This is a genomic window from Burkholderia sp. LAS2 (assembly GCF_018417615.1).
Taxonomy (GTDB): domain Bacteria; phylum Pseudomonadota; class Gammaproteobacteria; order Burkholderiales; family Burkholderiaceae; genus Burkholderia; species Burkholderia sola.
On the sequence record NZ_CP071052.1, the window covers coordinates 2850057 to 2870091 of the forward strand.

General features: G+C 64.0%; 22 protein-coding genes. 1 reads left to right on the forward strand and 21 read right to left on the reverse strand.

Translation table 11 applies throughout. The features are described 5' to 3' along the window. Positions 1 to 243 precede the first annotated feature (243 nt). The 11 genes from JYG37_RS35070 to JYG37_RS13195 all read right to left on the reverse strand — a co-directional run bounded on the left by JYG37_RS35070 (position 244) and on the right by JYG37_RS13195 (position 7395). Positions 244 to 423, reverse strand: a complete 180-nt coding sequence (locus tag JYG37_RS35070) for a hypothetical protein (RefSeq protein WP_244099271.1) — start codon at positions 421 to 423, stop codon at positions 244 to 246. Next, positions 416 to 754 carry a hypothetical protein gene (locus JYG37_RS13150; RefSeq protein WP_105786309.1) on the reverse strand — a complete coding sequence of 113 codons (339 nt, stop codon included), beginning with the start codon at positions 752 to 754 and terminating at the stop codon, positions 416 to 418. Before JYG37_RS13150 ends, JYG37_RS35070 begins: the two co-directional genes overlap by 8 nt. A gap of 56 nt (positions 755 to 810) precedes the next feature. Further along, the gene (locus JYG37_RS13155; RefSeq protein WP_213345469.1) at positions 811 to 1287 is read right to left on the reverse strand and encodes a TubC N-terminal docking domain-related protein; all 477 of its coding nucleotides are present in this window, start codon (positions 1285 to 1287) and stop codon (positions 811 to 813) included. Further along, positions 1284 to 3458 carry a DUF3631 domain-containing protein gene (locus tag JYG37_RS13160; protein ID WP_213345470.1) on the reverse strand — a complete coding sequence of 725 codons (2175 nt, stop codon included), beginning with the start codon at positions 3456 to 3458 and terminating at the stop codon, positions 1284 to 1286. Before JYG37_RS13160 ends, JYG37_RS13155 begins: the two co-directional genes overlap by 4 nt. After that, positions 3455 to 3733 carry a CHC2 zinc finger domain-containing protein gene (locus JYG37_RS13165; RefSeq protein ID WP_213345471.1) on the reverse strand — a complete coding sequence of 93 codons (279 nt, stop codon included), beginning with the start codon at positions 3731 to 3733 and terminating at the stop codon, positions 3455 to 3457. The genes JYG37_RS13160 and JYG37_RS13165 overlap by 4 nt, the downstream gene beginning before the upstream one ends. Positions 3734 to 3736: 3 nt before the next feature. Then, on the reverse strand, positions 3737 to 3937 hold the full coding sequence (locus JYG37_RS13170; RefSeq protein ID WP_060112473.1) for a helix-turn-helix transcriptional regulator: 201 nt from the start codon (positions 3935 to 3937) through the stop codon (positions 3737 to 3739). A gap of 141 nt (positions 3938 to 4078) precedes the next feature. Then, a complete protein-coding gene (locus JYG37_RS13175) occupies positions 4079 to 4699 on the reverse strand; it encodes a helix-turn-helix domain-containing protein (protein ID WP_213345472.1) in 621 nt (206 codons plus the stop codon). A 192-nt stretch (positions 4700 to 4891) separates the two neighbouring features. Continuing rightward, complete coding sequence (locus JYG37_RS13180; protein ID WP_249745994.1) at positions 4892 to 5461, reverse strand: helix-turn-helix transcriptional regulator; 570 nt, start codon at positions 5459 to 5461, stop codon at positions 4892 to 4894. Between the two features lie 42 nt (positions 5462 to 5503). Further along, positions 5504 to 5758, reverse strand: a complete 255-nt coding sequence (locus JYG37_RS13185) for a hypothetical protein (RefSeq protein WP_124631432.1) — start codon at positions 5756 to 5758, stop codon at positions 5504 to 5506. A gap of 306 nt (positions 5759 to 6064) precedes the next feature. Continuing rightward, on the reverse strand, positions 6065 to 6781 hold the full coding sequence (locus JYG37_RS13190) for a hypothetical protein (protein ID WP_124631433.1): 717 nt from the start codon (positions 6779 to 6781) through the stop codon (positions 6065 to 6067). 98 nt (positions 6782 to 6879) lie between these two features. Continuing rightward, positions 6880 to 7395, reverse strand: a complete 516-nt coding sequence (locus tag JYG37_RS13195) for a hypothetical protein (protein WP_124631434.1) — start codon at positions 7393 to 7395, stop codon at positions 6880 to 6882. 446 nt (positions 7396 to 7841) lie between these two features. Here JYG37_RS13195 and JYG37_RS13200 point away from each other — a divergent pair, with 446 nt between their 5' ends. Further along, positions 7842 to 8288 carry a hypothetical protein gene (locus JYG37_RS13200; RefSeq protein WP_213345475.1) on the forward strand — a complete coding sequence of 149 codons (447 nt, stop codon included), beginning with the start codon at positions 7842 to 7844 and terminating at the stop codon, positions 8286 to 8288. Between the two features lie 503 nt (positions 8289 to 8791). On the opposite strand, the gene JYG37_RS13205 is transcribed toward JYG37_RS13200, so the two are convergent. From JYG37_RS13205 to hutU, 10 genes are all read right to left on the reverse strand, one after another. Next, positions 8792 to 8995 carry a hypothetical protein gene (locus JYG37_RS13205; protein WP_124557644.1) on the reverse strand — a complete coding sequence of 68 codons (204 nt, stop codon included), beginning with the start codon at positions 8993 to 8995 and terminating at the stop codon, positions 8792 to 8794. Then, positions 8992 to 9456, reverse strand: coding sequence for a hypothetical protein (locus tag JYG37_RS13210; RefSeq protein ID WP_176016047.1), 465 nt, complete (start codon positions 9454 to 9456; stop codon positions 8992 to 8994). Before JYG37_RS13210 ends, JYG37_RS13205 begins: the two co-directional genes overlap by 4 nt. Before the next feature lie 280 nt (positions 9457 to 9736). Beyond that, entirely contained in the window at positions 9737 to 11131 is a 1395-nt protein-coding gene (locus JYG37_RS13215; RefSeq protein WP_213345476.1) for an aspartate aminotransferase family protein, read from the reverse strand. Between the two features lie 28 nt (positions 11132 to 11159). After that, positions 11160 to 12497 (reverse strand): glutamine synthetase family protein, encoded by a 1338-nt coding sequence (locus JYG37_RS13220; protein WP_050017981.1) that lies wholly within the window; start codon positions 12495 to 12497, stop codon positions 11160 to 11162. Between the two features lie 11 nt (positions 12498 to 12508). Beyond that, positions 12509 to 13321: a gamma-glutamyl-gamma-aminobutyrate hydrolase family protein gene (locus tag JYG37_RS13225; protein ID WP_050017982.1), complete on the reverse strand. Its 813-nt coding sequence runs from the start codon at positions 13319 to 13321 to the stop codon at positions 12509 to 12511. 732 nt (positions 13322 to 14053) lie between these two features. Then, entirely contained in the window at positions 14054 to 14851 is a 798-nt protein-coding gene (gene hutG / locus JYG37_RS13230) for an N-formylglutamate deformylase (RefSeq protein WP_006478347.1), read from the reverse strand. Positions 14852 to 14903: 52 nt separating this feature from the next. Continuing rightward, complete coding sequence (locus JYG37_RS13235) at positions 14904 to 16280, reverse strand: formimidoylglutamate deiminase (RefSeq protein ID WP_213345477.1); 1377 nt, start codon at positions 16278 to 16280, stop codon at positions 14904 to 14906. 199 nt (positions 16281 to 16479) lie between these two features. Next, positions 16480 to 17703: an imidazolonepropionase gene (gene hutI / locus JYG37_RS13240; RefSeq protein WP_050017985.1), complete on the reverse strand. Its 1224-nt coding sequence runs from the start codon at positions 17701 to 17703 to the stop codon at positions 16480 to 16482. A gap of 4 nt (positions 17704 to 17707) precedes the next feature. After that, positions 17708 to 18319, reverse strand: coding sequence for a HutD/Ves family protein (locus JYG37_RS13245; protein ID WP_050017986.1), 612 nt, complete (start codon positions 18317 to 18319; stop codon positions 17708 to 17710). Between the two features lie 2 nt (positions 18320 to 18321). After that, the gene (gene hutU / locus JYG37_RS13250; RefSeq protein WP_011549425.1) at positions 18322 to 20010 is read right to left on the reverse strand and encodes a urocanate hydratase; all 1689 of its coding nucleotides are present in this window, start codon (positions 20008 to 20010) and stop codon (positions 18322 to 18324) included. Between the last annotated feature and the right edge of the window lie 25 nt (positions 20011 to 20035).

A 20035-nucleotide genomic window follows, 5' to 3' on the forward strand; every position in this document is an offset into this window, starting at 1 on the left:
GCGGTATCGGAAACGGCAGACGCCGTCGCAAGACGCCGCCTGCCGGGCTCGTTTATCGGCGGGCGATCGTTCCAGTCTTCGTCGCCTCTGCTACCACCTTGCATAGTGGCACGCTTGCGCTTCACGCTGTAAGCCGTGAGCACTGCATGCTCGACCATATCATCGAGCGCCAGTTTAGCCTCGCCGCGCAGATCGGTCCCAACCTTCGGCGTCAGCATGCCGGCCAGCGCGACCGAGTCGCCGTCATCGAGCGCCAGCAATGCTGGTCTTGGCATTTTCGTCGAAAGCAATCACGTTAACGAAAAGCGCGTCGCCATTGCCAACGGATACGCGCATTTTTGCCGTGACGAACCGGCGACCGCTCGGGGCAGTCCATTCACCCGGCTTGCCGTACACCGTGCCGCCGATCAACGCGTCAATCACAGCCCACTCCGTCCGTGCCCGCGCGCGGTACGCGTAGAATCTCGCGCACCCGTGCCGCGTCCGCCAGTTCCCGACGGAACTGCGCGAGCAATACCGACGGCGCATCGTAGATGCCGCCTAGACCCAGACTCGCGTCATGCTGCGCTGCCCACCAGCATGCGCGGATCACATGCGCCGCCACGAATTCAAGAGCGGAGCGCGCTTCGTCGCTGGTGTCGTCGCGCGTCAGCACGTCCACCACTCGGGCGAGCATGATCACCGGATTCGGATCGTCGTCTAGCGGCGCGTCAGCTACTGCCGCAATGCGTGCGTATATCGCGTTGAGTGTCATGGATTCTCCATTCTCCGAAATTCATGCCGGATACCGATCACGAAGCCGTCCGTCCGCTAGGTACGTCGATCTAGGACGGCGCACGCGGCGGCTTCCGCGTATGCCGCGTCGAGTCGTTCGCGGAAATAAGCGAGGTTCGGTAGCAGGTCGGCCAGCGGGCCGCGTATCGCTCGCGTCAGCACATCGTCGCGCCGCGCCGACGCCCATCCCTCGACATGAGCAAGCTGCTCGATCAGATTGATCACCTCGGCGCGCAGTTGATCGACATCCTGAGCGGACAGTCTGGGTCCCCATGGCAAATACAGCCCGCCGTCGGGATCGTGGAGCGCGCCGACACAATCGGCGGGGATCGGCTCGGCGTCGTCTGCGGCGGCGCGAAGGTGCGCGACGATTTCCGGTTTATGCGCGATCACGTCTGCCCGGATCGCATCGCGCGCGTCCTTCGGGCCGTTCATCCGCACGATCTCACCGTCGAGCCGAAGGCGAACACCAAGCGATTCCGCCTTGCCCAAAATCTGCGCAACGCTACTCATACGCCCTCCCCATCATCGTCGGTCACGCTCTTTTCGTTCTCTGACGAATCCCCCGTTTTTGCCGCTACTTCGCCACCGGCCTTAACCAACAAGGATTTGGCGGTAGCGGAAGCGTGTTCGGTAGCGCTACCCGATTCCGTTTCCGCTACCGGCAAATACACGCCAGCATTGGAAGGTAGCGAGGTAGCTGATAAATCCGGGGCGGCGGACAGGTAGCGAGAAAATGCTTCGTCGAATTGCTCAGCGCGGTAGCCCTTTCGGACATCGGCGTAGCCGAACTTGATATTTGCGCTTGTGATGCCGTATTTGGACAGTTTCTCGGATAGCTGGCGGGGTGTCATGGGCTTGCCGCGATTCCAAGTTGCCCACGGTTTTTCTTCGTCGTCGCTCAAATAGCCCAACAGGTCGGCGGACGAGATACGCCGCGTCTTGCGCGTCTCGAATACATCCCGGATGTCCGCGAGCAATTCTGCCCCGGAACTTTGTGCAACGGCCCCGTTACCGCAAAGCTTGAGTGCAGCGCCGCGAGCCACTTCGGGCCAATTCCCCCCGGCCAGATCGGCGACCGCAAACAGCGGCTCCCAATTGTCTTGATCGCGGTCGCTGAGCGCATCGGGCAATTCGGGACGGGATGTGCGAACTGCTTCGGCATAGTCCTCCGTCCATCGCGCCAGCTTCGCACGCAGCGCGTCGAACAGGCCAGGTTCCGTATGGCGCAAGCGCTCCGCCGTCTCGTGCGGCAATTTGCGGCGCATCTGCGCGACCACGGCGCGGCTCGTGATCGTTTCCGCCAGCCGGTCGGCATTGATACCGGCGAGCGCCTTAAACCCGAAAACGTTGAAGCGCTTCGGCTCGAAGTCATCGCCCACGGCCACGCTGCGCCAGACGAACGCCGAATCGCGCGTATGCCCTGCGTTCATCAAGCCGCGCAAGTCGTCGGCATCCTTCGTCAGCACGGTCTCAATTTCATCCACGAGTAACGTCGGCTGATACTTTTCGACCATACGAAACAAGACCGACTGCGAAATGCTCGCCGCCTGCGCCGGACGGGGCACCATGCGACCAACAACAGTGAGGAATTGCGTCTTGCCGCACGCCTTTTCCGGAGCATTGATGAGCAGAATCGGGCAGACGCTAACGTGATCGACCAGCCACGCAGCGACACACCACAGTACGGCGGCGGTTACCGTCTCAGAATCGCAGACGATGAAACGGCGGATCGTGTGCGCCATCTCGGACAGCAGAGCGCCCCCGTCGACGGGCTCGTGCCACGGCTCAACGTCCTGAAACGGCACGGCGTTGTCAATTTCGATCTCGCCGCGTGCCGCCTTCACCATCTGGTCGAGCGTCGCGGGCCGCACGTTCAAGCGCCCTGCTTCGTCCTTGCGCACGCGGTCATACTGCATCGGCGGTAGCGCCGCGAGCCAAGCAATGGCCTCATCGTCCGATTTAGCGGGTACAGCCTCATCGGCAGGCGCATCGCTAGCGATCTGCGTCGCAACCGACGTACCGGCGTTTTCCAACTCGGTGATGATTTTCGGCAGAGCAAAAACATCATCCGCGCTCGGTTGCCGGCCGAGCGCGACGATCCAGTCCATCACGTCGCCCGCTGCCGGCAGGCCAAGCGCAGCCACGTCGATGCGTGCCACCGAACAGCCCAGCGGTACGAGCTTCGCCGCCACGTCCTCAGCGTACTTCGCGCCAGGTGCGTCGTGATCCGCCCACAGGATGACGTGACGGCGAGCGAGCGGCAACCAGTTCGCCCCGTCCGCGCTCGTCGCTCCGCCGGACGTGACTGCAACAAACCGGCCCGCGCCGATTCGGGTCAGCGCGTCGACCTTTTGCTCGCCCTCGGCAACGAGCACCGGCACGTTCGGATTCGCGCTCAGGTTGTGCAATCCGTACAACAGCTTCCCGCCGTCCTGTTTCGGCTCGCCATGCTTCCAGCCCGTGCCGTCATTCCAGAAAGGGCGAACGAATTTTTCGTGGCCGCCGCTAGCGTCCGGCTTGTGCATTCGCACGCGGCCGTAAAGGATCGAGCCGTCCGATTGGCGATACAAATGCAGACCGACGGGTACAAAGCCCTCGCTCTTCTTGAAGTCGAACAGACGGCCGGCTGCCGTCCTGTAATCCGCATCGGTCAAAATCAGCTCCTCGGTTGATTCGCTCATTTCGCCTCCCACATGCCCAGCTCGCGGGCTGCTGCAACGAACGTCAGCCCGCGCGCGCGGCGGAACAGTTCCAACACGTCACCGCCGGTCGCGCCACAAGCAAAGCAACGCCAATTACCGCGCACAAGATGGATCGAAAGGCTCGGATGCGTCTCTCCGTGGATCGGACAACGCATTTGCGCGTATCCCGACCCGTTCGGCTTTGAGGGGTGCAGGTGCAGGTGAGCCAGCACGTCGGTGACGGACGGCACACGGTCGCGGCGAAAGCAGGTCATTTGTTAGACCTCCGCGCGGAAACTGGCGGGATCAGCAATCCACGCATCGATGTCAGCGCGACGCCATGCGACCGAGCGAGCGCCAATACGGACGTTTTGCGGGAACGTGCCCGCGCGCATCTTTGCGTAAATCGAGGAACGGGGCAGGCCGGTTTCAATCTCGACCTGCTTGCGGCGGACAAGCGCCTGTTTGATCTCAGCCATTTGAGGCTCCGCAAGAACGTTCCGGGCCATTCCCGGAACACGGAGCCAACGCTAAACATGGCAACTCTTGGCAGTCACGCCGCTATCACGGCGCATTTCTGGATAAGGCTATGCGCCTAGTCGCGGCAACTATGGTGGCAACTAACGCTGCTTGGTTGCCGCGCCCGGAAACGGTGACGCGACCTTCTTTGGGGCATATTTGGCACATAGCGTGCTGACGTATTGGTGAGATACACCGAACTCATCCCCCAACTTCCGGTGCGTCTCACCCTGCCTTGCCCGCTGCACAATTTCGTCGCGCTGTGCTTCGGTCAGCTTCCGTCCATTTGATTTGCGAGCGTGCTCGCTCGCAGGCGCAAGAATCGAAATGTCGTCGTTCTGGCACGCGCGCATCCCAACATTGATGATCGCAGCATGGGCGCGCAGCGAGTCCCACGCCTCGCTCTCGTGGATGTTCCCGCACAGATCATCCTTCTTGAAGCGTTCCCGAATTTTGTTGAGCGCTTCGCGGAACATTTCTGCATCGGGAGCCGCGATCGTTTCCATTCGCTCGACGAACCCATCTACCTCCCACAGATTTGCGCCTGCGAACAAAGCGCTCTCCGGATGAAACGCCGACACGCCGAGCATGATGGCAATGCTTTGATTTTGCGGATCGAGATATTCGTAAGTACCATCGCGCCGTTTTCGACGCTGCGCCGATGAATGGCCGATCCAGTTCGCCTCTTTCGCCATATCACACCCTTCTTGCGCGGCCTTCATTAGCTGGAACCTCCGCCGGGCCGGTGAAGGGGCCGGCGTTCGCTCCGTCGAGCTAGGCGAAGGCAATAGACAATTTAGCGGATTCGGGGACATAACGCACGCTCGACGGGAAAATTGCGCCCCACGCGAAACGACCACGAGCACGACATGGGCACGGCTGAAAACCACTTGTGTAAGACCCGGCAACTATCGTCATCTGGGGGTATTTCTGGGGGTACGTTTGCTCCTGATGGCCGGCCACGTCCATATTTGAAAAGGCTTGTAACAGGCAATTTCAGGGAAGTACCGCCACCAAAGATTCGAAGGGCCGGCAATCGCCGGCCCTTCTTGCTTTCCGGGCCAGCACTTGGCGAAATGTTCGTTAAGTGGCCTCTCGCCCAACCGGATTGTTGCCACATTCTTGTCACACTTCTTCTTCGAGGTGTCTGGTGCCAAGCCGATCTTCACGAGTTCAAGCCGGCCAGCGCGCACCAAGTTGTAGACGGTCGCCCTCGAGACGCCCAATTGCTGTATCACATCGGCAACGCGATATAACCGGTCGGTGTGCAGCTGCGGCGTCACTGGCGCGGCGGGGTTCCGCTGCTCCTGTCGATGCGCCGGTGTCGGCGGCCGCTCGCGCAGCCGCGCCGCAACACGGCTCGCGATTCGATCCGCGAGCAGATCGAGCAAGTCGTCACACAGCACCAGGTCGCGGCCGGCGGCCACACCCGCCTTGAAAGTCTTCAATACGTAGGGCATGGCCCTTCCTTCGAGGTCGATCACGACAAACAGCGCCCCGCCCTTTCCGGCGAGGCGCGCACGTGTTCAGTCCCAGCCAATAGCCTTGTTGATCGCGATGTCGAGTTCGTCGGTTGCTGCCTCGGCCCGTTGCCAAAACCACTCAGCGCCTGGGACGGTATCGAGGACGATCTTCTGCTCGAGCGCACCGCGCAGCGCGTAGATGCACGTCCGGAGTTCGCCCTGCAGTGCATGGATTGTCGCGATGTCACGTGACGACACCGAAATTTGATCAGGAATACTACCGATATGGAAAGCGTTCTCGGAAACGTGGAACGTCATGATGGGCTCCGTATGCGATCGCATCGCCCCGCTGTCAAACGGGGTGGGCAGCGACAAGCGGAGTTGACAGACCGGGGCATACGGAACCCGGCAGGCCGAAGCATCTCCACTCGCGCCACCCATAGAAGATGCGTAATCTCAGACGAAGAAAACCACCACTGCGAGCGGTTTACCGCCCCATGCATTCGGGCTGTCAACGTTGTTTGGGTCGACGGGTTCAGCACAGGGCACGCGAAAGAAAAATTGCAACAAAATCAGTATGTTATGAAACCCTTTACGACATGTACAGGTCTGCTTGACATCGTGTTAGCGGCCGGTGAGACCTGACTGAAACGGCTCCTTCACGCCTACTAGAATCCGAATCGCCTTAGGCGGCACTTCATCATTGCGTACCGCCTGCATACGCGAAATGACGTGCACATTACTTAACAGGGCTACAAGTTGAAGCACCGCCGGCGGTGTTTCACCCGCTCCTGTATGGATTGGGTTGAGGTGAACAGACACGCCTGTCGGAATCTGCTTGAACATCGCTTGATAGACATCGGAATCACCGCATTGCCAGCCTGCATCGCGTAACACCTGAGCTATCTGCTGACCGAATTGCTTTCCGTCTGCGTCGCCCATCACCGAAACGATTTGCAAATGTTGCCCTTTGAACGGCATTGCAGCCGCAAGAATTGCGGAAGCTTGGCTCTTCGACAGAGTTCGCCACATCAATTGCGACTGCAGGCGCAGGTTTTCGGCAGTAAGTCGTGCCGTTTCTTTATCAAGTTGCGCTGCACGCAACACCGCATCCGCGGCGCTTTTACCCGCCTCCTTCGCTTTCTCGTTGGCAACGGCGATTTGGAGGCTGGCGTCCGACTGATACTTGGCTAACGCGCGATCCTTCCTCTCGGAGATCCTTTCGTTCAATTTGAACTGCATATAGCCCGAAACTATCGTCACAACAGTAAAGAAGGCAGCGAGCGCACCCGCCACGTAATAGACCTTGTTTACCCAATCGAGCAAATCTTCATCAGACACCCCCGGCATCAGTCGCACTCCCGTCGCTAATATGAATGTGTTACGTGCGGTATTTTCGCACGGCACTGAGCGCCCGCACTTGCGCAGCGCCTTTCCTTTTAAACTTGACTTACAACCATAGTCCAAATCTCTTTCGCTTGGGGCCACGCTTGAATCGCTGCAGCTGTTACGGAAAGCACCGTCAGTATGTCAAGAGCAATTTGAATATTGCGATTTGTCTTATGCCGTCGCTCCTCGTTTTCGTAATTGTGCAAAGCTGTCAGCGCGCGCGGATGCAACACGAACATCATGTCTCGGCGCTCGAGCAGCCCCTCGTCGGCAAGTGAACGGAGTACTAGGTCGTAATAGGCGTAGCGTCTGTCGCGCCGTGGATGAAAGACCGAGCGCATTCCATGAAGGTGTGTAGCCAATGTGATCGCGCCAACGCCACCTCGCTGGCCTTCGATCTCCCTCGAAACAATGTGCTTCAGCACCGTCAATCGATCAACAGTCGTCGATGATCGCCGGTTATACAACCGCTGCAGCAATCCATCTAACGCGACTACCAGCCGATAAATCCCGAACAAGTTGCGTAATTCGAATTCCATCGGGGAGGTGGTGAAAAACTCGTGCATGCGCAGGTAATAGCGAAACTCGACGGTCGCACCTTCAATGTCGCACCAACGGACCGTCCGTGCTTCGTCATATGCGGTCCCGTTCCATCAGAATCCCTCGACACCCTGCGAATTAACCCTGAACAACAACAGGCCCCACGCCTGGTCACCGCCTCGACTCGTGCTCTCCACGTGGTAGTAATCACGAAATACTGTGCGAAGACCTGATAAAGGGATTGGATTCGGCGCCAAGCGGCTCGCGGCACCCGTCAATGCGCGGCGAAGAAAGAAATTGCGGAACATAGCGCCCCCGGTATTTTATTGAGCGCCTTTCGGTGTCGCTACGTTATCACCCCGCGTGCCGCGTCAAAGCGTCGAGATAAAGCAGCACGCTAGAATGCGCTCACCAACAACAATGCAACGGGGGTGCTGTGATTCCAACTCGACGCTATGCATTTGCCGCGTGCGTGAGCGCGGCGATCGTCTTCTCGGCGCCCGCCGACGCGCAAGCAGTCAGCGCTCGTGCACGCCTCGTCACGACCTGGCAAGCAAAGGATCTCACGGGTAAATCGGCGGCCGTAGAGCGCCTCGCTGCACTCGAAGAAATGGACGAAGTTTACGACCGTCCCGGCGACAACTGCACGCAATTCATCGGGCCCGTCACCGTCGAGGGCATCCAGTTCACACCGAGCGGCGGCACTCTCGAAACGTTTCGATTCACTGACAAGAACGGAACCCAATGGTCCGTGCCAACGAACATCGGCCGCCTATCGAACGTCGACCGACAACGCGCGAACAGCCTCATCCGCGTCGGTAAGCGCTACCTCGTGCACGTACAGGTGTGCGGCAGCGGCGGAATCGCAAGCTTGGTCAGCATGTACGACACAACCGTAAATTTCGGTCCAATTCGCTGACCTCGTTTGGTCAGGTGCCGGCTATCGCCTGCGACAGCCGGCACACATCACGGCATCGTGAACAGCAGCGGATTGCCGGCTGCCGCGAAGGGTTGGAAATGTGGCAAACAGTGAACGCGCCGCTTGGGCAATCGATATTCGCTCGCAATACCGCATCGATGCCACTTTCGTATTCTGCCAGGCGACCGGCCTTTTTTCTTACTTGCACTCGCCCGACTCGGACAATGCCTATCTCTGCCGGAAGTCGAACGCCCCATTGCCGCACGGGTACAGCTGAAGGCCGTGTCCGACGCCTAGTTTGGACGGGGGCTGGCGCCGGCGATACGGAACCAATCGAAATGCTATGAAAGCAATTCGACGGGACAGAACTTTCCGTATCGTTCACATCTGAAGGTCGCGCTGGCACAGGCGCACTCCGCTATAGCCGGGATGCATCGGTGTCTTATCTCGACCGGCTCCGCATCTGTCCGACACGCTAAGGCGCACCGCCGACGTTCCCAGGACTAACGCTTGCGCCGTCGCGGATCGATGCCGTTTTGTTCGAGTAGCTTTCGCAGGCGGGCGTTATCGCCCCATAGCGTTGCGAACGCGATCAGCATCATGACGGTGGGGAACCATTCGCCGGTTCCGGCGATGATGGCCCAAGCGACGGCGAAACAGACTATCGCCGTGCCGATGAGAAGTAGGCGGTCGGCAATCCACTTCATCGCGCACCTCGGATCGCCGTGTTCATCTTCAACCCGAAATAGCTATGCGGGCCGGGCGCGAGAACCTCCGGATGCCGCAGGATTTGCGCCATGACGAGCGGATGAATCGCCAGCCCATAGCGTGTGCCCCATCGAGCGACTGCAAGCGACGTGTTCGCGTTGCCCTTGCCTGCGCCGCACGCCAATGTCGAATCGGTTGCGACCATCAGGCTACCGATGACCGCGCCCAGATAAGCGCTGCCAAGGATCGAGCCGACAACACCGACCTTTTCGACTAGCGTAGTCGCACCGAGCATTTCGCCCACCGTCGCGTCGGGGCCAAGCGCCTTTAGCGTCCCCATCATCGTACTGACAGCCGCAACCGACGTTTGTACCGTCGCGAAAAGCGTTGTCGGAACGGGCATATGCAGCGCGGTCATGTTCGTCTGGAAGGCTTCAAAGAAGCTCGGGCATGTCGGCATGGGTAGCTCCCCGGATCAAGCGCATGATTTTCGCATACCTGCCACGTCGGCCTACCTGTCACCGTTGACAGGCAATTCACTAGACCAGCGGCAGTTTGTTCATTGGTGCTACGAAAGAACGAGCCCGATTCGCCTTTTACCTGCGACGGCGCCCACCAAAGAATTCAAGGGCCTGCGTCTCACGACGCAGGCCCTTTTCGTTTTGGCGGCGCGCGTGTCCGCCCCGATACGGGCGCCGCGTCATTCGACGCCGCGCCTTCCGCACGCAGGTGTGCCGTGCTTACCGCACGCGCCCCACCCGCTCCGCCGTCGCATCGAATGCGCGCTTCGCCTTGTCGACGATCTCGTCTACCTCCGCCTCGCGGATCACGAGCGGCGGCGACAGCAGCATCCGGTCGCCGGTCGCCCGCATGATCAGGTTGCCGTTGAAGCAGAAGTCGCGGCAGATCGTGCCGATATCGACACTCGCATCGAACCGCTCGCGCCGCTCACGATCGCGCGCAAGCTGAACGCCAGCAACCAACCCGCTCCCCGCGATCTCGCCGACGATCGGATGGTCGCCCAGCGCGTCGCGCAGCCGGCGCTGGAAATACGGCCCGATATCGGTCTTCACGCGCTCGACGATCCCCTCGTCGCGCAGCAGCTTCAGGTTCGCGACCGCGACGGCCGCCGCCACCGGATGGCCCGAATACGTGAGGCCGTGATTGAATTCGCCGTTATCGATGATCGGGCGCGCGACGCGCTCATGAATGCCCACCGCCCCCATCGGCACATAGCCCGACGTCAGGCCCTTCGCCATCGTGATCAGGTCCGGCTCGAAGCCGAAGTGCTGGTGCGCGAACCATTCGCCGGTGCGCCCGAACCCGCCGATCACTTCGTCGGCGACGAGCAGAATGTCGTACTTGCGGCAGATCCGCTGGATTTCCGGCCAGTACGTCGACGGCGGGAAGATCACGCCGCCCGCGCCCTGGAACGGCTCGCCGATGAATGCCGCGACGTTCTCCGCGCCGAGCTCGAGGATCTTCGCTTCGAGCTGCTGCGCGCGTGCGAGGCCGAATGCTTCGGGCGTCTCGCCCGGCTGCGCTTCGCCGAAGAAATACGGTTGATCGATATGCACGATGTGCTCGACTTTCGACGGCATCTGCTCGTGCATGTAGCCCATCCCGCCGAGCGTGCCGCCCGCGATCGTCGAGCCGTGATAGCCGTTCTTGCGCGAGATCACGTACTTCTTCTGCGGCTTGCCCTGCACGCGCCAGTACTGGTGCACGAGACGCAGCACGGTGTCGTTGCCTTCCGAGCCGCTGTTGCAATAGAAGAAGTGGTTGAAGCCGGCAGGCGTCACTTCGGCCAGCATCGCCGACAGTTCGATCACCGGCGGATGCGTGGTTTTGAAGAACGTGTTGTAGAACGGCAGCTCCTGGATCTGGCGATACGCGGCGTCGGCGAGTTCCTTGCGGCCGTAGCCGACGTTCACGCACCACAGGCCAGCCATCCCGTCGATCACCTTGTTGCCGTCCGAGTCCCACAGGTAGACACCGTCGGCCTTCACGATCACGCGGCTGCCGGCGCGGTTGAGCGCGCCCATGTCGGAGAACGGGTGGATGTGGTGCGCGGCGTCGAGCGCACGAAAATCGGCGGTCGAGTACTGCGGAAAAGCGTCGTTTCGATCGGTCATGTTTTCTCCGTCAAACAGCGCCGCACGCCTACACGTGCAGCAGCAAATGCCTGCGTTCCCACGAGCTGATCACACGGAAGAACGCTTCGTATTCGGTTTCCTTCAATGCCAGGTAGGCCTTCACGAACTTGTCGCCGAGGATGCCGGCGAGCGGCTCGCACGCGGCCATCAGCGAGATGCCTTCCTCGAGGTTGCGCGGCAGCTGATACGGCAGATCGTAGCCGTCCGATGCGATCGGCTCGGTCGGCGCGAGCTGTTGCGTCATGCCGAGATAGCCGGCAGCGAGCGTCGCCGCGAACGCAAGGTACGGGTTGCAGTCGACGCCCGGTATCCGGTTCTCGATGCGACGCGCGACGGGGCTCGACTGCGGGATGCGAAAACCCACCGTACGGTTGTCGTAGCCCCATTGCACGTTGATCGGCGCGGCCATGAAGCGCGACAGGCGACGGTACGAATTGATGTACGGCGCGAAGATCGGCATCAGCGCCGGCGTGTACTTCTGCAGCCCCGCCAGATAGCTGTGGAACAGCGGCGACACGGCGCCGTTTTCGTCGGCGAACAGGTTACGCCCGGTGCGTATGTCCGCGAGGCTCTGATGAATGTGCATCGCGGACCCGGGCTCGTTTTCCATCGGCTTGGCCATGAACGTCGCATACATGTTGTGACGCAATGCAGCCTCGCGCACCGTGCGCTTGAACAGAAACACCTGGTCGGCCAGCGACAGCGCGTCGCCGTGCATGAAGTTGATCTCCATCTGCGCGGCGCCGACTTCATGGATCAGCGTCTCGATATCGAGGCCCTGCATTTCGCAGTACTCGTAGATGTCCTCGAACAGCGGATCGAACTCGTTGACGGCCTCGATCGAATACGACTGGCGACCCGTTTCCGCCCGCCCCGTGCGGCCGACGGGCGGCCGCAGCGGCAAGTCGGGATCGGCGTTCATGTCGACCAGATAAAACTCGAGTTCCGGCGCGACGACGGGCTTCCAGCCCTTCGCCTCGTACAGGTCGAGCACGTGGCGCAGCACGTAGCGCGGCGAGATTTCGACCGGCGAGCCGTCGAAGTGCACGCAGTCGTGGATCACTTGCGCGGTCGGATCGACTGCCCACGGGATCAGGCAGATCGTCGACGGATCGGGCACGCACACCATGTCGGGATCGGTCACGCCGGTCAGCGTGCCGTCCTCCGGATAGTCGCCGGTGACGGTCTGCACCATCACGGCCTGCGGCAGGCGCATCGATTCGCCAGATTCGAATTTGTTGCGCGGAATGATCTTGCCGCGCGCGATGCCGGCCATGTCGGGAATGATCGCCTCGACTTCGGTGATGCGGTGCTGTCGCAGGAATTCGCTCAGTTCGGGTTGCATGATCGGCCTCGTTAGTCGATGTCGATATCGGATGCGGCCGGCGATGGCGTCGCGCCGCCGCCCGCACGAAGGCGATGCGTCATCCGCGCGCGGCACGCCGCGCCGAATGCCGCGAAGATGTCGCGCGACAGCGGCTGCTCCGCGTAGCGCCATTCGGGATGCCACTGCACGCCGAGCGCGAACGCACGCGCACCGCGCACGCTGACGGCTTCGACCAGCCCGTCGGGCGCGCTCGCTTCGACGGCGAGCCCCGCGCCCAAGCGCGCGAGGCCCTGGTCGTGCAGCGAATTGACCGTCGCCTCTTGCGCGCCGCGCGCGATCCGCTGCAGCAGGCCGCCCGGCGTGAGCTGCACGACATGCGCGGGACCGTACTGCCGTTCGAGCGGATCGTCCGGTCGTTCGCGGTGGTCGTCGAAGCCGGTCGTCGCATGCAGCCGCTGATGCAGCGTGCCGCCGTACGCGACGTTCAGCTCCTGCATGCCGCGGCAGACGGCGAGCACGGGCACGCCCGCGTCGATCGCCGCGCGGATCAGCGGCAGCGCGGTCGCATCGCGCGCCGGATCGTGCAGCGTGTCGGGTACGCTCGCAGCGCCGCCGTAATGATGCGGTTCGACGTTCGAATAGCTGCCGGTCAGCAGCAGTCCGTCGATTGCCGCGACGATCGCGTCGGCCGGCTGCCGCGCGCCGAGCGCGGGCAAGACGAACGCGAGCGCGCCGGCGCCGTCGACGATGGCGGCGAGGTACTTCTCGCCCGCCGTGTGGTTCGGATGGGCGCCGCGCAGGATGCGGTCGGCGGTGACGGCTACGATCGGGCGTTCACGCATCGACGTCTCTCCGGTAAGGGCGCGCGACACGCTTGCGCGCGCAACGATCCAGGTTCACGGGTACGTCGCACGCGCGTGCGATCGCGCGGCGCAGGCGCAGGCGCGATCCTGCCGCACGGATGCTGCGGCAACGGGCGATGCGTCCCGGAACGGAAGCGAAAACGGAAGCGGACGCTAGGGCAACAACGATGCGCTGCCGTCGCACTGCACCGCGCTCGACAGGTGCGCGGTCGCGAGATTGAAGCGGCGCGGGCCGCGATGGGAAATGGCGAAGAAGCGAGGCTCGCGTAACGGGGTGGCGCGCGTGCCGCGATCAGCATGCCGGTTCGGCCCGGCCTGAGGCGGCGCGCCCGCCGACGGACTTCGCGTCCGGCGTATCGAAGGGCTGGCGGCTTTCACGATCGTACTCGACTGACTGATGGAGACAGGACACGTGTCGCTATGCCGCGTGGCGACACGTCAGCAAGATGTCTCGCAGCGGATGCCGGCGCAGTCCGGCCATCGTCGATGGCCTCGCCGCCGGTACGCGCGTGACGACTTCCTGACATTCAGCTTATATCACCGAAAAATTGCGTCAAATTTTCAGGTGCCGATGACGCCATCGGTCAGACGAAAAAAACGGCATCGATCGCGCGGATCGATGCCGTTTTGTGCATTGCATCGGCTCGCCTGCCATGTGCCGACGGGGCGGAACGCACTGCCCGCCGCGCTGCCGCATGCATGCGGCCCTGCTCAGCGATGCGCGAGCGCCGTTTCGACGAGCGTCTGCAGCAGCGGCACGATCCGCGCTGCACGCGCTTCGTCGTACGCGTACGGACGCGTCTCCTCCATGTAGGTGATCTGCGACAGCTCGAGCTGCACGGCCTCGACACCGGTATCGGGCACGCCATAGTGACGCGTGATGTAGCCGCCCTTGAAGCGCCCGTTCGCGACGGCCGTGTAGCCGCCGTGCGCGAGCACGCGCGCAGCGAGCGCCTCCGCGAGACCGGGCGCCGCACTCGCGCCGCTCGACGTGCCGAAGTTGAAGTCCGGCAGGCGGCCGTCGAAGAAACGCGGCACGTGCGAGCGGATCGAATGCGCTTCCCACACGAGCACGCGGCCGTGTTCGCCCTTCAGGCGCGCGATCTCGCGTTGCAGCGCGTCGTGATACGGCAGCCAGTAACGGTCGCGGCGACGCATGATCTCGTCGTTGCCGGGCAGCGCGTTGGCCGGATACAGCGGCGCCTTGTCGAACGTATCGACCGGCACGAGCCCCGTCGTGTCCTGCCCCGGATACAGGTTCTCGTTGTCGGGCGGACGGTTCAGGTCGACGACGTAACGCGCATGCGACGGCACGAGGATCGATGCGCCGAGATCGGCCGCGAAGCCGTACAGCCGCTCCAGATGCCAGTCGCAATCGTCGACGAAGCGCGCGTCGGGCGTCATCGTCGCTGCGATGTCGTCGGGGATGTGCGTGCCCGCATGCGGAATCGAGATCAGCAGCGGCAGCGTGCCCTGCTTCAGCGTGAATACAGCCGGTTGTTCAGTCATGTCGCCTCACCGTAAGAGTCGGCCGGCGCACCGTGCGCCGGGTGCCGCGCGTTCAGCGCAGCAGTTGCGCCAGCGCGGCGCGGTAGTCGGCATACGCGGCGGCTTCGTCGCGATGGCGGCGGCCGCTCACGACGCGCTCGCCGCCCGTGTAGACGTCGAGCACCGGCGTCTCGCCATGTTCGGCGAACACGATGCCCGACAGCCATGCCGTGCTGTCGTGTTCGGCGATCGCCGGATGATCGGGATCGAGCACGAGCCAGTCGGCGCGACAGCCTGCGCGCAGCGCACCGATGCGTCGCCCGCTTGCCTGCGCGCCGCCCGCGAGCGACGCATCGAACAGGCGATCGGCGACGTGCGCCTGCGACTCGCTCGCCAGCACGTTGCGCGCGCGGTGCACGAGCCGCTGCCCGTATTCGAGCAGGCGCAACTCCGAGCGCCAGTCGACCGACGCGTGGCTGTCCGAGCCGACGCCGATCACGCCGCCTTGCGCGAGGTAGTCGACGGCCGGAAACACGCCGTCGCCGAGGTTCGCTTCGGTCGTCAGGCACAACCCGGCGACCGCGCGACGCTTCGCGAGCGCCGCCGTCTCGGCCGCATCGACGTGCGTCGCGTGCACGAGGCACCAGCGCGCGTCGACGTCGAAACGATCGAGCAGCCATTGGACCGGGCGTGCGCCGTACGCGCGCACGCAGTCGTCGACTTCGGCCGTCTGCTCGGCGATGTGGATGTGCACCGGCGCATCGCCGGGCAGCCCGTCGAGCAGCACACGCAGCCCGCTCTCGGACACCGCGCGCAGCGAATGCGGCGCGACGCCGTAGCGCAGCCCGCCATGCTCGGGCGCCGCGCGACGCATCGCGTCGAGCAGTTCGAGCACGCCGTCGGGCGTGTTGATGAAGCGGCGCTGGTCGTCGCGCGGCGGCTTGTTGCCGAAGCCGGCGAACTGGTACGACACGGGCAGCATCGTGATGCCGATGCCGGCCGCGCGCGCGGCATCGACCACGCGCGTGCCGAGCTCCGCGATCTGCGGATAGCGCGAGCCGTCCTGCGCGTGATGCACGTAGTGGAATTCGCACACCGACGTGTAGCCGCACTTGAGCATCTCGACATACAGCCAGCGTGCAATCGCCGCGAGCGCGTCGGGCGTGATCTTCAGCGCGAAGCGGTACATCAGGTCGCGCCAGCTCCAGAAACTGTCGGCAGGATTCGCGCGGTATTCGGTGAGCCCCGCCATCGCGCGCTGGAACGCGTGCGAATGCAGGTTCGGCATGCCGGGCAGCACCGGCCCGGCCGCGCGCGCGACGCCGGCCGGCGCGTCGGTGTCGGGCGTCACGTCGGTCAGCGTGCCGGCCGCGTCCCAGCGCAGCAGCACGTTGCGGCGCCAGCCATCGGGCAGGTAGGCATGGTCCGCGAACAACAGGGTGTCGGTCATTGCGTGTCCTCATCGACCGGATCGAGCGCTTGAGCATCTCGTCCGGCCCGGTGCCGCGGCCGGCAGGCGCGAGCGCGTCGCGCCAGCGCCGGCCTCGCGGCGATCGACCGGAGTGCGCCGTTGCGCGCCGGGTCCGGTCCCCTGCAAAGCGTCGGCCGGATCCGGTACGTCACGTACCGAACCCGGTCCGTCGCAAAAACTATCCGTTCATCCTGCGAAACACGGTCGTGCCGCCGCGTACGACCTGCTCGCACAGCGGCCGGCCGATCCAGTACGCCAGCTCGGCCAGCGAACCGACCGACCACGCGGCGAAATCGGCCTGGCGACCGACCTCGAGCGCGCCGTGGCGATCCGCGCGGCCGAGCGCCGCGGCCGCATGGCGGGTGACGCCCTGCAGCACCTCGGGCACCGTCATGCGGAACAGCGTGCAGCCCATGTTCAGCGTCAGCAGCAGCGATTCGAGCGGCGACGTGCCCGGGTTGTGATCGGTCGCGAGCGCGATCGGCACGCCGTGCTTGCGCAGCAGCTCGATCGGCGGCAGTTGCGTTTCGCGGATGAAGTAGTACGCGCCGGGCAGCAGCACGGCGACCGTGCCGGCCGCCTTCATCGCCTCGATGCCGGCTTCGTCGAGAAATTCGAGGTGGTCCGCGGACAGCGCGCGGTAACGCGCGGCGAGCGCCGTGCCACCCGCATTCGACAGTTGCTCCGCATGCAGCTTCACCGGCAGCCCACGCCGCGTCGCGGCCTCGAACACGCGTTCGGTCTGCGCGAGCGAAAAGCCAATGCGTTCGCAGAACACGTCGACCGCGTCGACGAGCCCTTCGTCGGCCAGCGTCGGCAGCATCCGGTCGCACACTTCGTCGATGTAGTCGTCCGCGCGGCCCACGTATTCCGGCGGCAGCGCATGCGCACCGAGGAAGGTCGTATAGACGCTGACCGGAAAGCGCTCGCCGAGCTGGCGCGCGACGCGCAGCATCTTGCGCTCGCTCGCGAGGTCGAGCCCGTAGCCGGACTTGATCTCGATCGCGGTCACGCCTTCGGCGAGCAGCGGCTGCAGACGCGCGGCGGCCTGCACGAACAGCGCTGTCTCGTCGGCCGCGCGCGTCGCGCGCACCGTCGACACGATCCCGCCGCCCTGCCGCGCGATTTCCTCGTAGCTGACGCCCGCGAGGCGCTGCGCGAATTCGTCGGCGCGCGTGCCGCCGTACACGAGGTGCGTATGGCAGTCGACGAGGCCCGGCGTCACCCACGCGCCGTGCAGGTCCTCGCGCCGCCAGTGCGCATAACCGTGCGGCAGCGCGGACAATGCGCCGAGCCACGCGATCGTGCCGGTTTCGTCGACGGCGATCGCCGCGTCGTCGATCGTCTCGTCGGGATGGCCGTGCGGACACAGCCTCAGGTGATGCCAGACAGTCGGTTTCATGCGTTCAGTCTCGTTCGCCGACGGCGAGCGATACGGCAAGCAGCGCGCCGCTTCCGCTCACGACGACGTCAAACGCACGCCGCGGCCCGTCGAGCCGCAGCGTGTCCATTTCCTGCAGCGCGTAGTGCGCGCCGTCGATCTCGACACCGACCGCGCCGGTCGCGCAGAACAGCAGCACGGTATCGGCGCGCTCGATGCGGTGCGTGCCCTCGGGCCATACGTCGACCGACCCGCGCGCGGCCGAACGGCGCGTCATCAGGTTGAAGTCGCGCGTCGCGCCGTCGTGCAGCATCGCGTCGATCGCCGTCTCGCCCGCAAAATCCGCACGGGCCAGCGGTGCATCGAGCACGTGCCGCGTGCCGCCCGCTTCGGCGAGCGTCATGCCCGCGCCGGACAGCAGCACGAGCGTGCGGTCGACGCCGTCGAAACGCGAGAACGGCCCGGCCGTGCCGACGTCCGCGACGCTCACGCGCCACGCGAACGCATCGAGTGCCGCGCCGGGCGGGAACGCGCCGATCTCGCGCGTCACGCCGCCGCCGTTCTTCCACGGCGACGCGACGAGATCCGCCGCGCGGATCGTCGTCACGTTCACCGGCGCCTGGTCGAGCGCCGTCATGCTCAGCGGCCGAGCATCGGCAGCTTCAGGCCGGCTTCGCGGGCCGTCTGCTGCGCGAGTTCGTAGCCGGCATCCGCATGGCGCATCACGCCCGTCGCAGGATCGTTCAGCAGCACGCGACCGAGACGCTCGTGCGCGTCGGCCGTACCGTCGGCGACGATCACGACGCCCGAGTGCTGCGAGAAGCCCATGCCGACGCCGCCGCCATGGTGCAGCGACACCCACGATGCGCCGCCCGCGGTGTTCAGCAGCGCGTTCAGCAGCGGCCAGTCGCTGACGGCGTCCGAACCGTCCTTCATCGATTCCGTTTCGCGGTTCGGGCTCGCGACCGAACCCGTGTCGAGGTGGTCGCGGCCGATCACGATCGGCGCCTTCAGTTCGCCGTTCTTGACCATCTCGTTGAACGCCTGGCCGAGGCGGTAGCGATCCTTCACGCCGACCCAGCAGATCCGTGCCGGCAGGCCCTGGAACGCGATGCGCTCACGCGCCATGTCGAGCCAGTTGTGCAGGTGCGGATCGTCGGGGATCAGCTCCTTCACCTTCTGGTCGGTCTTGTAGATGTCTTCCGGATCGCCGGACAGCGCGACCCAGCGGAACGGGCCCTTGCCTTCGCAGAACAGCGGGCGGATATACGCCGGCACGAAGCCCGGGAAGTCGAATGCGTTCTCGACGCCCATTTCCAGCGCCATCTGGCGGATGTTGTTGCCGTAGTCGAGCGTCGCCGCGCCGCGTTCCTGCAGCGCGAGCATCGCGCGCACCTGGACGGCCATCGACTGCTTCGCGACCTTCACGATGCTTTGCGGATCGACCTTCTGCGCCTCGCGCCATTGCGCGACGGTCCAGCCTTGCGGCAGGTAGCCGTTGATCGGGTCGTGCGCGCTCGTCTGGTCGGTCACGCAGTCCGGCGTGATGCCGCGCGTGACGAGTTCCGCGAACACGTCGGCCGCGTTGCCGAGCAAGCCGATCGACACCGGCTTGCCGGTGCGCTTCGCTTCGTCGATCATGCCGAGCGCTTCGTCGAGCGTCGTCGCCTTCTTGTCGACGTAGCGCGTCTTCAGGCGGAAGTCGATGCGCGTCTCGTCGCATTCGACCGCGATCATCGAGAAGCCGGCCATCGTCGCGGCGAGCGGCTGCGCGCCGCCCATCCCGCCCAGGCCGCCCGTCAGGATCCAGCGGCCCGACGGATCGCCGTTGAAGTGCTGGTTCGCGACCGAGAAGAACGTTTCATAGGTGCCCTGCACGATGCCCTGGCTGCCGATGTAGATCCAGCTGCCGGCCGTCATCTGGCCGTACATCATCAGGCCCTTGCGGTCGAGCTCGTGGAAGTGATCCCAGTTCGCCCAGTGCGGCACCAGGTTCGAGTTCGCGAGCAGCACGCGCGGCGCATCCTTGTGCGTGCGGAACACGCCGACCGGCTTGCCCGATTGAATCAGCAGCGTTTCGTTTTCCTCGAGATCCTTCAGCGACGCGAGGATCTGGTCGTAGCATTCCCAGTTGCGCGCCGCACGGCCGATGCCGCCGTACACGACGAGCGCATGCGGATGCTCGGCGACTTCCGGGTCGAGGTTGTTCTGGATCATCCGGTAGGCCGCTTCGGCCAGCCAGGTCTTGCAGGTCTTTTCGCTGCCGCGCGGCGCGCGGATCGTGCGCGTCGGATCGAGACGGGGATCGATGTGTTTCGGATGGTTCATGACGACTGCTCCCGAAGGAAATGGA

Coding starts and splice junctions, on each gene's coding strand:
- JYG37_RS13235 (WP_213345477.1), bottom strand. CDS start 16,280: ATGACCGACACCCTGTTGTTCGCGGACCATGCCTACCTGCCCGATGGC.
- JYG37_RS13220 (WP_050017981.1), bottom strand. CDS start 12,497: ATGCAACCCGAACTGAGCGAATTCCTGCGACAGCACCGCATCACCGAA.
- JYG37_RS13205 (WP_124557644.1), bottom strand. CDS start 8,995: ATGAAGTGGATTGCCGACCGCCTACTTCTCATCGGCACGGCGATAGTC.
- JYG37_RS13215 (WP_213345476.1), bottom strand. CDS start 11,131: ATGACCGATCGAAACGACGCTTTTCCGCAGTACTCGACCGCCGATTTT.
- hutU (WP_011549425.1), bottom strand. CDS start 20,010: ATGAACCATCCGAAACACATCGATCCCCGTCTCGATCCGACGCGCACG.
- JYG37_RS13175 (WP_213345472.1), bottom strand. CDS start 4,699: ATGAAGGCCGCGCAAGAAGGGTGTGATATGGCGAAAGAGGCGAACTGG.
- hutG (WP_006478347.1), bottom strand. CDS start 14,851: ATGACTGAACAACCGGCTGTATTCACGCTGAAGCAGGGCACGCTGCCG.
- JYG37_RS13155 (WP_213345469.1), bottom strand. CDS start 1,287: ATGAGTAGCGTTGCGCAGATTTTGGGCAAGGCGGAATCGCTTGGTGTT.
- JYG37_RS13160 (WP_213345470.1), bottom strand. CDS start 3,458: ATGAGCGAATCAACCGAGGAGCTGATTTTGACCGATGCGGATTACAGG.
- JYG37_RS13195 (WP_124631434.1), bottom strand. CDS start 7,395: ATGCACGAGTTTTTCACCACCTCCCCGATGGAATTCGAATTACGCAAC.
- JYG37_RS13165 (WP_213345471.1), bottom strand. CDS start 3,733: ATGACCTGCTTTCGCCGCGACCGTGTGCCGTCCGTCACCGACGTGCTG.
- JYG37_RS13210 (WP_176016047.1), bottom strand. CDS start 9,456: ATGCCGACATGCCCGAGCTTCTTTGAAGCCTTCCAGACGAACATGACC.
- JYG37_RS13185 (WP_124631432.1), bottom strand. CDS start 5,758: ATGACGTTCCACGTTTCCGAGAACGCTTTCCATATCGGTAGTATTCCT.
- JYG37_RS13245 (WP_050017986.1), bottom strand. CDS start 18,319: ATGACGGCGCTCGACCAGGCGCCGGTGAACGTGACGACGATCCGCGCG.
- JYG37_RS13170 (WP_060112473.1), bottom strand. CDS start 3,937: ATGGCTGAGATCAAACAGGCGCTTGTCCGCCGCAAGCAGGTCGAGATT.
- hutI (WP_050017985.1), bottom strand. CDS start 17,703: ATGAAACCGACTGTCTGGCATCACCTGAGGCTGTGTCCGCACGGCCAT.
- JYG37_RS13225 (WP_050017982.1), bottom strand. CDS start 13,321: ATGCGTGAACGCCCGATCGTAGCCGTCACCGCCGACCGCATCCTGCGC.
- JYG37_RS13150 (WP_105786309.1), bottom strand. CDS start 754: ATGACACTCAACGCGATATACGCACGCATTGCGGCAGTAGCTGACGCG.